The sequence below is a fragment of the Saccharicrinis fermentans DSM 9555 = JCM 21142 genome, from assembly GCF_000517085.1.
Classification (GTDB): Bacteria; Bacteroidota; Bacteroidia; order Bacteroidales; family Marinilabiliaceae; genus Saccharicrinis; species Saccharicrinis fermentans.
Map to the genome: position 1 here is coordinate 2,893,796 of NZ_KI912107.1, position 11,265 is coordinate 2,905,060.

The 11,265-nt window shown below is 35.6% G+C and carries 12 protein-coding genes and 1 pseudogene; 4 read left to right on the forward strand and 9 right to left on the reverse strand.

Translation table 11 applies throughout. The features are described from left to right. Window positions 1-398: 398 nt before the first annotated feature. The gene (locus CYTFE_RS0111570; protein ID WP_027471918.1) at window positions 399-1,145 is read right to left on the reverse strand and encodes an NADPH-dependent oxidoreductase; all 747 of its coding nucleotides are present in this window, start codon (window positions 1,143-1,145) and stop codon (window positions 399-401) included. Window positions 1,146-1,272: 127 nt separating this feature from the next. Further along, window positions 1,273-2,160: a 4-hydroxy-tetrahydrodipicolinate synthase gene (gene dapA / locus CYTFE_RS0111575; protein ID WP_044213354.1), complete on the reverse strand. Its 888-nt coding sequence runs from the start codon at window positions 2,158-2,160 to the stop codon at window positions 1,273-1,275. A gap of 234 nt (window positions 2,161-2,394) precedes the next feature. On the opposite strand from dapA, the gene CYTFE_RS0111580 reads away from it, so the two are divergent. Beyond that, a complete protein-coding gene (locus tag CYTFE_RS0111580) occupies window positions 2,395-3,057 on the forward strand; it encodes an aspartate kinase (protein WP_027471920.1) in 663 nt (220 codons plus the stop codon). A 181-nt stretch (window positions 3,058-3,238) separates the two neighbouring features. Here the strand turns inward: CYTFE_RS0111580 and CYTFE_RS0111585 are convergent, their stop codons facing one another. Further along, window positions 3,239-3,583: a hypothetical protein gene (locus tag CYTFE_RS0111585; protein WP_027471921.1), complete on the reverse strand. Its 345-nt coding sequence runs from the start codon at window positions 3,581-3,583 to the stop codon at window positions 3,239-3,241. 73 nt (window positions 3,584-3,656) lie between these two features. On the opposite strand from CYTFE_RS0111585, the gene gap reads away from it, so the two are divergent. Continuing rightward, a complete protein-coding gene (gene gap, locus CYTFE_RS0111590; RefSeq protein WP_027471922.1) occupies window positions 3,657-4,664 on the forward strand; it encodes a type I glyceraldehyde-3-phosphate dehydrogenase in 1,008 nt (335 codons plus the stop codon). Window positions 4,665-4,740: 76 nt separating this feature from the next. On the opposite strand, the pseudogene CYTFE_RS0111595 reads toward gap, so the two are convergent. Beyond that, window positions 4,741-5,130 (reverse strand): annotated as a pseudogene (locus CYTFE_RS0111595) (IS1634 family transposase); the annotation flags it as partial. A gap of 129 nt (window positions 5,131-5,259) precedes the next feature. Further along, window positions 5,260-5,478 carry a site-specific integrase gene (locus CYTFE_RS0111600; RefSeq protein ID WP_027471924.1) on the reverse strand — a complete coding sequence of 73 codons (219 nt, stop codon included), beginning with the start codon at window positions 5,476-5,478 and terminating at the stop codon, window positions 5,260-5,262. A gap of 421 nt (window positions 5,479-5,899) precedes the next feature. On the opposite strand from CYTFE_RS0111600, the gene CYTFE_RS0111605 reads away from it, so the two are divergent. Next, window positions 5,900-6,349: a hypothetical protein gene (locus CYTFE_RS0111605; RefSeq protein ID WP_027471925.1), complete on the forward strand. Its 450-nt coding sequence runs from the start codon at window positions 5,900-5,902 to the stop codon at window positions 6,347-6,349. After that, window positions 6,346-6,519, forward strand: coding sequence for a hypothetical protein (locus tag CYTFE_RS29985; protein ID WP_154665660.1), 174 nt, complete (start codon window positions 6,346-6,348; stop codon window positions 6,517-6,519). The genes CYTFE_RS0111605 and CYTFE_RS29985 overlap by 4 nt, the downstream gene beginning before the upstream one ends. Window positions 6,520-6,830: 311 nt before the next feature. On the opposite strand, the gene CYTFE_RS0111620 is transcribed toward CYTFE_RS29985, so the two are convergent. From CYTFE_RS0111620 to CYTFE_RS0111635, 4 genes are all read right to left on the reverse strand, one after another. After that, entirely contained in the window at window positions 6,831-8,093 is a 1,263-nt protein-coding gene (locus tag CYTFE_RS0111620) for a hypothetical protein (protein ID WP_027471926.1), read from the reverse strand. A gap of 209 nt (window positions 8,094-8,302) precedes the next feature. Further along, a complete protein-coding gene (locus CYTFE_RS0111625) occupies window positions 8,303-9,307 on the reverse strand; it encodes a PorP/SprF family type IX secretion system membrane protein (RefSeq protein WP_027471927.1) in 1,005 nt (334 codons plus the stop codon). Window position 9,308: 1 nt separating this feature from the next. Continuing rightward, window positions 9,309-10,241, reverse strand: coding sequence for a T9SS C-terminal target domain-containing protein (locus tag CYTFE_RS0111630; RefSeq protein ID WP_027471928.1), 933 nt, complete (start codon window positions 10,239-10,241; stop codon window positions 9,309-9,311). A gap of 8 nt (window positions 10,242-10,249) precedes the next feature. After that, window positions 10,250-11,260 carry a PorP/SprF family type IX secretion system membrane protein gene (locus CYTFE_RS0111635; RefSeq protein WP_027471929.1) on the reverse strand — a complete coding sequence of 337 codons (1,011 nt, stop codon included), beginning with the start codon at window positions 11,258-11,260 and terminating at the stop codon, window positions 10,250-10,252. Window positions 11,261-11,265: the final 5 nt, after the last annotated feature.

The following is an 11,265-nucleotide window of genomic DNA, read 5'->3' on the forward strand; positions in this document are numbered from 1 at the left end:
TATTTCAAACAAAAACAGAACTCTCCACTAAAAGAGATTACCATACATGATGAATTTTAATCCCTCAAATACAAAAGAAAAGACTTCTGTGGAATTATAAGCATCAGGGCAAATAAATTGAAAAAGGCCTTTTTTTGGGGAAACAAAGGCCTTTTCATTCTCAACTAACACAACACACAAATTCATTTGTAACACACAACACAAACAAATGAACTGCTTAATATAATTAAAATATTTCTGTCTATTAAAACTAAAATACAATCAGCAAGTTAACCATTAACCAACAAAAAAACAACAGTTAATCTTAAAAACATGATAAAAAACATTTTAACCAGACTGTCACCTATCAAAAAATGTTCAATATTTCAAGAAAATAGCACAACAACATACTGCCCCAGCTATTGGTTCATAAAACCCTGATTTTTTAACACTTCTAACAGAACCTTACTAAAGCTAACATTATCCTCTTTTTTATAGCGTATATCAGTAAAAACCTGGGCCAGACTTTTCTTATCATTTTCTTCTACAAACTTCCTACTCGCTTCCAGATTATCTTTTTCACGATAGATATTTTTGATCATTTCATCCGAATAATCGCCATATTCTTCATGATGCACAACGCCACGCAAAGGCAACCTATCTACCTTTTCTGGACATTCATCAGGATAGCCCAAAGTCACAGTAGCCACAGGCACAACACCTTTAGGTAACTTTAAAACATCAATAATTTTATCCGCTGTATAAATAACAGTTCCCAAATAACAAATCCCAAGCCCCTTACTTTCCGCAGCCACACATACATTCTGAGCAACCAACAAAGCATCAATTGCACCAGTCATAAATGACAAAAAATTATCATAACCTGGATTGGCATCATTCAGCTCACACCATTTATTAAAGCGATTGTAATCGGCACAAAAAGTCAACACAACGGGTGCTTGCCTTATCATCGGCTGATTAAAATGACATGGAGCCAATTTCTCTTTCATTTTCTCATCTTGTGATACAACAATACTATACACCTGCATATTACCCGTTGTTGAAGCCCGAGTCCCAGCTTCCAAAATCTGATTAAGCAACTCTTTATCAATGCGCTGAGCAGTATATTTCCGAATGGATTTGTGATTTAATAAAGTATCAATCATTATTTTTTATTTGCAATATTAATAAAAAATAAAATGCTACCCCAAATAACTCAGAGTAGCATTTATCATCATCACCAACAAAATACAAATAATCATCATTAACAATTACCCACTGTTAATAAGCAACTTATATTAATTTTAGTTTTTTCATTTCATCAACAAGGCTTTTCTTATTTTCATCCTCCATACTACATAGTGGTTGTCGGAAAACTTCTTTAACAAAACCCATTTCGGCCAAAGCGGTTTTTACAGGAATAGGATTCGATTCCACAAAACACAAGTCCATCAACCTCCTATATTTATAAAACAGAGCTCTCCCAGCAGCCACATCACCCTCCAAAGACACTTTCATCAATTGATGAAAATCTGCAGGAATCATATTCGCCACTACCGATATACATCCATCCGCACCTAAGAAATTAGCCGTTGTAGCTAAAAAATCGTCCCCACTATAAACCAAAAAATCCTTTGGCGCCTCAGCAATGATATCAGTAAAATGAGATAATACACCAGCAGCTTCTTTAACAGCCACAATATTCTCAAAATCTTTGGCCAGCTGAAGCACCGTCACAGGCAGCAAGCCTGCTCCCGTTCGGGATGGGACATTATACAATATAATCGGAAGATCCACAGATTCTGCCACCGTTTTAAAATGGTTATATATTCCTTTCTGTGTCGGTTTATTATAATAAGGCACCACAACCAAGGCAGCATCGGCACCCAGCTCCTTTGCTTTTTGTGTTTTTTCAACAGCAGTTTGCGTACAATTGCTTCCACTTCCGGCTATAACAGGTATCTTTCCACCTACTCTCTCCACCACCCTGGCAATTAAAGCTTCGTCCTCTTCGTTGGTAAGTGTTGGTGTTTCCCCTGTTGTTCCACAAACAACAATTCCATCCGTATTATTATCTAAATGAAAATCAATCAGCTTATCGAACGACTCCCAATCAATATCTCCAGAGTTCAAAAACGGGGTAACAATTGCAACAATAGAACCTTTTAATGTAAATGCCATGATATTATTAAGTTTATATTATGCGTGAAAATTTTGCATAAAATTATAAAAATCTGCGTAATCAATCTATGATTGACACCGCCTTTTCTCTCCGCAAAAATAATCACCTTCTGTAATATACACCAAATATAATGGCACTTTGCCAGAAGGTAAAATTTAGAACATAAAAAAAACTAATTTATAACAAGTTGTTATATTTTTAACATTTTGTATTTTTGCACAAAATAAGATAGGATGATAACAATACCGCAAGCCGTTGAAACCATTATAAAAGAACAACCCTTTATTTCTGAGGCATTGGCCGAGGGCTTAATCAACGTATCGGCTCTAGCCAGAAAAATAAAACCTGACATTGAAAAAATCCTCATGAAGGAAATAAAGCACGGTGCCATTGTTATGGCATTAAACAGACTCAATCCACAAGTTGAGATCAGTTTAAACCGGGGCATTGATAAAATGATTAGTATGCTAGGCGATATTATTGTCCGTTCAGACTTAAGTGATTACACCTATAAAAACTCTGACACCTTAATACAATGCCATTCAAAGGTATTTGAAATGATAGCTCCCCATCAGGATACATTTTACACTTTGGTAAGAGGGGTTCACGAATCCAACCTAGTCATCAGTAGCCTACACACAAACTTGGTAGACGAATATTTCACCCATGAAGTTTTACACCTTAAAAAAGAAAACTTATCGGCCATTACCTTAAAACTTCACGAGAGCAACACACAAGTTCCAGGCTTTTATTACTATATTTTAAAAGCCATTGCCTGGGAAGGCATCAATATTGCAGAGGTCATATCAACCTCCTATGAGTTCACCGTTTTGGTGAACGATGAGGATGTAGATAGAGCTTTTTCGGTACTCAATAAATTAAGAAAGAAGAAATAGAATAACTTTTGTTATTCTGAACAATAATTCTATTTTTACTTTCCAATAACAATTTGTACGAACATTAAATATTGGTCAGATATTTTCACCCATTCATCAGAAAAAGACGGAATTTTGTAACTAAAAATAAAGAATTCCGTTATTAAAGCAGTACAAAAAATGAAAAAGATAGAAACTGTCGTTAATTATATTGTAATTTTATAGTCATGAAAAAAGCCTTTTTATTAGTAGCAGCCGTTGGATTATTTGTTGCTTTAGGATTAAGCTCTTGCAAAAGCACAGAGGACTGTCCAGCATACAGCAAAACAAATATTGAATTGAGTACAGAAAACGCATAAGCTATATGATTTAGCCCACTAGGAGCATTCTCAAAATGAGGCTGCTCCTTTTTTTTGCTATATTGCAAACTCCACATAGCAAAAATACACACAAAGCAGCCCGCAAACATGCTATAAAACAGATTTTGAAGCAGATTTACATTTTTTAATATTCTATTATCAAAAACCTCTTGTGTTTGTTTGACCAATTGTTTAGGATTTTATACTTTTGTACCTCATTTTTAATAGAGTTGTAAAATATATTTCTAAAAAACCTATAAAATGTCAAAAATTAAAATTGGTATTAACGGATTTGGCCGTATCGGTCGTTTCGTATTTCGTCAGGCTATTGCCAAAGGAACAATTGAAGTTGTAGCTATCAACGACCTTATTGACGTTGACTACATGGCTTACATGTTAAAGTATGATTCTACACATGGTATCTTTGACGGTACTGTAGACGTAAAAGACGGTAAGTTAGTAGTAAACGGATCTGAGATCCGTGTTACAGCTGAGAGAAATCCTGCTGACATTAACTGGGGTGCTGTTGAAGCTGAGTATGTAGTTGAGTCTACTGGTTTATTCTTAACAAAAGAAAAAGCACAAGGACACATCGACGCTGGTGCTAAGAAAGTAGTAATGTCTGCGCCTTCTAAAGACGATACTCCAATGTTCGTTATGGGTGTAAACAACACTAAGTACACTAACGACATGAACTTTGTTTCTAACGCTTCTTGTACAACTAACTGTCTTGCTCCTATAGCTAAAGTTTTAAATGACAAGTTTGGTATTGTTGAAGGGTTAATGACTACTGTTCACGCTACTACTGCTACTCAAAAAACCGTTGATGGTCCTTCTATGAAAGACTGGAGAGGTGGACGTGGAGCTGGTCAAAACATCATTCCTTCGTCTACTGGTGCTGCTAAAGCTGTAGGTAAAGTGATTCCTGAGTTAAACGGTAAACTTACAGGTATGGCTTTCCGTGTTCCAACTCCAGATGTATCTGTGGTTGACTTAACAGCTCGTTTAGAAAAAGGTGCTTCTTACGAAGCTATCTGTGCTGCAATGAAAGAAGCTTCTGAAGGAGAATTAGCTGGTGTACTTGGATATACTGAAGACATGGTTGTTTCTAACGATTTTGTTGGTGATACTCGTACTTCTATCTTTGATGCTAAAGCTGGTATTTCTTTATCTGACAACTTTGTAAAAGTTGTTTCATGGTACGATAACGAAATGGGTTATTCTTCAAAAGTATGTGAATTAATCATGTACATGGATTCTGTAAAATAATTTACAGTTCACAATATATAAAAAGGCTCACCTAAACAGGTGAGCCTTTTTTATGCTATATTAACCCACATTGCAGCTAAATTGGCGGAGATTCTTGTTTAGTAGCAACTTGCGATTTTTTGATTTTCATTTTGTGTACTACAGATTTTTTTCGGGTAAAGGGAGCATATTTGTATTTCAGAGCATCATATAATTGTTTTACTTTTTCGTTAGGCTCAGAGCAACGTATTATTGAAATAGTTTGATCCTCTACGTTTTGAGCAGTTGTTGTAACCGCCTTTTGTGTATTCATTATGCGGACGATTTCTTTCCATCCATGGTTTATCCCTTTACTTTTTAGTTGATACCTGATTGTATTCACTACCCAATATGCCAACAACCCAAGGTACAGGTGAGTCATTGTACCCGAATCGTTTTTGTGATAAACCGGGCGTAAATCAAGATCGGTTTTTAAAACTCTAAATAGCTTATGCAAAGATTTGCATAAGCTATTTTATCAAGAGTATTCCTATATGCAAAGTGCTACCAAAACAACATCTGAGAATAAACCAATTACGACCATTACTTTACTGCACCACTTTGCATAAACATTTTATCATTTGTTTAATTTTTTAAGCCAACCCAATAAGGATTGGACATTCTCCCATGATTTTTTTCTATCTGTTTCTGGAAGAATATCCACATAAGCTTTTTCAAGTGCCTCCCGCTTTTGTTTGGAATCAGCTCTGGCGCATACTTCGGTAGTTTGGATCGATACATGACCCAAAATATCTCGTATATAAATCAAGTTAACACCAGCCTGGAGTAAATTCATTGACTTATCAATCAGGCGAAGACATAAAGATTTATCATCTAAAGGAATATGACCTTAACTTAACGACATTGCGGGAGCGAGGGGGGAATAGTTTTATTAAAATAAATCCTTTAATAGACCAAGCTAAGTATGAGCAATATATTGACAATAATCTTGAACCGTCAATTAATTTTGAATATAATCAATCACGATGAACATAAAAAAATCCTAGCAGGTCTTGCTGGTAATTAATTATATTCGTTATTGAACAGAACTGGGATGGATACTCGCATTATATGAAGATTGATATGGCTATAGTTAATTTTTTTAGAGCGGAAGATTGGTAGCATATGCTTCAAAAAGTTATTAATTATTATTACTTTTAGTCCCTATGGATAGACTAGCCTATTAGGGTTATACACTACGCAGAACTAAATAAAAAATGTATACGTACTTCTTAGACATAATACCTAAACTTCTAAAATTTTCTTTAAAGTTGGATAATCTCACCAAGTTGACCGATCAATATTGGGTGCTAGTTGACGAAAATATTTCTTCTAAAATTGTTTATATATTTAGAGATAATAATGAATTATTAGTTTCCAAGAATGGTCAGGTAGAAAGAGCAAAGTGGGATTATCTTGGTAATGATGCATTATTGATTGAAAGTAAGGATAATGTAACTCTATATAGAAATGCATTTTTAGATGAGGTAATTCTTGTGTTAAAAGCGGATGGTTGTGAAGACTATGCTTGTTTTGTTAATGAAAAAAAATATGGGAGGGTGATACAAAACATACAAGAGCTAATTAAACTTCTTAAAATAAAATATCTAAATTACAATAAGAGTTCTGTAACGAATTGCAAAATAAAAAAAGAATCGTCATATTGAGTACAGATAAAGGTGATTTAGAAATCAGTACTACATTAGCAGCCGGATATACTGAAGGTGATGAAGTATTTCTCGATGGTGTACGTGCTCCCGATGGGAAATATATTACAGGCTGGCCTTCTTGGATTTCTTATATTAAAATTAAAGACGGAAAAATATTTAAATTATAAAATAACAAAGCCCAATAAATAGAATATGAGCGATATGCAAGAGCTAGCGATTATTCCAATTGGATTACAACCTGGTTTTTACCTACCAAGTATTTTAGTCGTGTTTTATGTTTTTTTTGACAATGATAAACTAGCGAAGCCTGATCAAGAGGGCCTTTAAAAAATATGTCATATATATAGGAATAATTACTCTCGATGTGTAAATCATGATTTTCAATCCACAGATTTATTTAAGTAAAATAGAATTCATTAAAACTTATAAAAAACAACATTCAACATTTCTCAATTCGTAGATATTTCACTAATCCGAACTAATGAATACCTTTTACTCGTGGCTTTCCTATACTACCCTGTACTTCCAATACAATATCATCTCCATCCCGTGGTATTTTAATTCCAAAGTTTCCTGCCAAATTACCGATAGATTCATTTAATTTAGGATCGATATGACTAATACGCATCTTTAATGCTTCAATATTGGAATTTTTCAGGTTATTCCCATCCAGCTGAATATCGGCCTGAAGATTAGCCTGGAGCATTGGCAGCAATAATTTAGTGTTTTCAATGGTCCATTTTCCGGCATTGAGCGATGAATAAAACGAGAACGATTGAACCTTCAAATCCTCAGACTTTAGTCCCAACATGGAAAGAGACATGTCTATATTTTTTTTACGCTGATCACTATAAGCCAGTGTCATTCCCTTTAGAGTAAGTGCAAGATTGGCCTCGGAAGACTCCAATACCAATCCTCCGTCCTCAGTTAATTCAAGCTTCGCATCTAACTCACTATTAAATGACTGCAAATAAAAGCTCTCCATACTATCGAAACTTGTCCAGCTCATTTCATCGGTGATTTTACTCTCGTACTCCACATCAATTTCCGAAGCTGAAAAATCATTCCATCCTTGCCCGAGATAAGCAAGTTCAAACTTACCGGCAAATTTCAACTTCTCAGTCTCCATTTTTAATGATTCCACATTAATTTTCCTATTTTCCGGGTCAAAAGACAGCTCAAAACTAACCGTTTCTACATATTGTAACCCAGCCAACATCGTCGTGTATCTGGCTCTTTTAGATGTAGCATTTTCAAATTTCACACCCCTCAAAGCCACACCTACATACTGCTCATCATCCGGAAACTTATCACCCAACTTTTCAAAAGTATCTTTGCTCATATCACCTTTAAAATCAAACTGTGCATCTTGAGACCTTAAAATAAGCGCATCACCTTCTCGTATTGTCAATGATTCAAAATCCAAAGCCAACTTGGTCAACTCATCAACCTTATGCGACTTCGATATTGCTAATACTTCAGCATATTTCATGGTAACACTCAACTTCTCACTGGCTATGGCCAGGTGCGATGAAGGATCGATATATGAGAAATTAAAGAAGATTACTTTGGACCAAAGAGGATTTACTTGCACCTTTTCATATTCAACATCTACCTGATTAGATGAATGTTGCAAATAAGCATCTAAACGATTCGCCAAAATTTTACCATAGATCCAGTTTCCTACAAATAAAGAAAACACTAAAAGCAATAAAACGGAGAGTACTATTTTAATTTTCATATGTTTATAATTTGTTTCTTAATGGTCATATGGAACTCGCCGTGATAATCATTCACCTGTGTGAGAGATCACTCTCATGGCTCGTTTCATATGTTTAAATTTATCTTTCAATGGCTCTATGAAACGCTCGATGAATTTTTAATCATTCTCTTGTATGTATTTTAGAATACTAAAATTCATGTTCATTTCATCTGTTTATAATTTTACTATTAAAATGCACGCAAAGATTTTATTCCATCCTTCGTTTTATCGCTTTTTCCTTTACGAACTCCAAATTCGCGCTTTTTATTTCTCTTATAAAAAGAATGGATATTGAAAGAAAGAGATATTTCGTGAATATTTCGTTGAATATTTTCTGTCCCAACAGAATAATCAAAAATATAAGCAATTTCGATATCGTTATTTACCTTTACGCCCATAAGTCCAGAAGCCCACCCTTCCTGGCTATAACTTGCTCCTATCCAACAAAACTCTTTATAAAGACATTGCAAAGCCACACTCAGGTTATTCGCATCCTCATCGTCGAACCAATAGAGTACCGAAGGTTTTATAGCCATAACCTTATTCATATGAAAAGTATAACCAGACGACACATAGTAAAGCTGTCTTTCAAGGATCTGTTTTAATTGTGCCTGTTCACTCGAAGACTCAACATTAAACAACTTGGGAACTGAGATACCCAAATAAAATTTTTTACTGTATAAAAATGCACCTACACCTGTATTTACATTGAAGCCCTTTTCATCCGTCCCCGAAAAATAAGGATCATTTCCATCAATCACCTTAAGTCGATGCAAGTTCGTTTGATGGTAAGTCATATTTGCATTTATACCTAACGATAAAAAGGTAAGCGGAGAAACCCTTAAGAGATAGGCATAACTCAACGATGCATCATATAAATTATGAATACCATATTTTTCAGCGCTCAATCCACCACCCAGCGACATAAGTGTATTATTTATGGGAGAATGTGCCACCATACGATAACTGACCGGTGCGCCATCGATACCTAGCCATTGCTTACGCGCCCTTAAATTCAGCGCCAAGGTATTCAAAGTGCCCGTATAGGCGGGATTAATAAAATACTGAGTCTGCAGATAACGAGCGTTAGAAGCATCCAACTGAGCATTCATTTCCTTACTAAATAAAGAAAGCACAACCGTAAACAAGATAAGTACTACGATTCGATAATATCTAAAGCCTTTTTTCCTCATGCTACCTTATTAAATAGATATAACCTGAAAAGGCTTTATGATACGATGCCACATTAAGCAAGTAGTAATAAGTTCCATTATCCACGATTCCACCTTCAAATTTACCTATATTGGCATAACCATCCCAATCATTATGGTAATCATCATTTGAATAAACCAGCTGTCCTGTAATATCAAATATTTTAATTTTCATGGTTTCACCTTGAAAATCTGGAATAATAAATTTATCGTTGAGACCATCTCCATTGGGAGACATCGCTTGCGGGATAAAAATATTTTTCTTCTCTTCATCTTCTGTTTTCAACATCACCCAAGTCCAATCACAATCACCTTCCTTATCACAAACTCGATATTGCAAAGAGTCCTTTCCTCGGAAGAACGCATCCACAGTTAAGGTTAACAAGCCATCGTTTATCTCACTCAGGCTGTGAACCGCATCATAAATTATTTCAACAGAAATAGGAATATCAAACAGGTTACGATCATTTTCAAGAATATCTACCTCTACAGTCTCTCCTGGCTTAAGTATAAAAGTATCTACAGTTGCCACAGGAACAAAATCAAAGTCAGACACTTTAATCATCACCTGTGCTTCGCCACATTCTCCGTTATCCAAACATATGCGATAAGTCAGCTCATCGGATCCACTAAAACCAGGAATAGCAGTCATCCGAATATAACTATTATCCACTACCTCGGCATTCACAAATTTTGCTTGCTTGGTAATTTCCAATTTAGCCACCCCACCTGACACACCAATATCATTGGATAACACATAAACTTCAACTTCTTCTCCTTCTTGCAGGCTAACAAAATCAGAATAGACCCTTAGGGTTTGTTCATCTAGCTGCCTAAAACCACAGGCACCTTTTACCTGCTCGAGCGGCCCCCACCCGACAGCACCTATCAATAAGACACTTAATAATCGTTTCATTACTATCCTTACCAACTTAAGCCACTATATCTGGAACGTTTATTTTTCCGTATCTCAGAACAAGGAATGGCTCTATGTTTTAAATTATTAAAGATAGTATATTTAGTGATAATTTTATACGCACTACCGTAAGATAATTGTGCACCTGTCAATCCCAGTTGGTATTCCATCCCCACACTCAGTCGTTTATAGTTAATTCCGATAGTGGTAGCCAAGCCTAAACTCTTTCCAATTTCATGGTCCACATTTCGTCGGTACGAAACCAATCCCCATACGGCATATTCCGGTTTTGGTGTAGGAAAGGTACCTTTCAAAGTAAAATCCAAACGCTTGTCGTCATTGGCATTCTGCCTATACATCAGCAAAGGTTCCAGATAAATATCCCTACCATTCAGTTTATACATCGTTCCAAAGTAAATGTGATAATCAATGGGCAATCCAGGTTCTTCATCATTCAGGTACATACGATTATTTTGCCCTAACATGTTGGTAACCGAGAAACCCAGTTGGTAATCATTGTATTTCCATAACATTCCAGAACTCGCATTAAATCCCCATCCGGAGTCATTACCATCGTTAATAGCCGGATCCAACACACCTCCTACCCCATAAAAACTATCTTGCTCAATATAAACTTGCTCAGCTGTCATAGCCAAGCCAAAGGATAAGGTGAATACGCGCCGTCTTTTCTTGGACAATATCACTTCGTAAGAAAATGCTTGATGCAATCCCAACTGATGCATATTTCCATTTCTATCATTATAAATATAACTACCCATTCCGGCTTTTCCATTGATGGGACCCTGATAATTAAACATTTGGGTAGTGGGTGACTCATTCATCCCCAGCCATTGATTTTGGTAATATGCACCAAAGCTATGACTACTTTTTTCGTGCGCAGCAAAAGCCGGATTTACCAAAAAAAAATCGTACATGTAAAGGTTTGTAATATAATATCTTTGTGATGAAGCATACAAACCACATCCTAACAAGAACAATAATACTATCAGCTTTTTCATTTTCA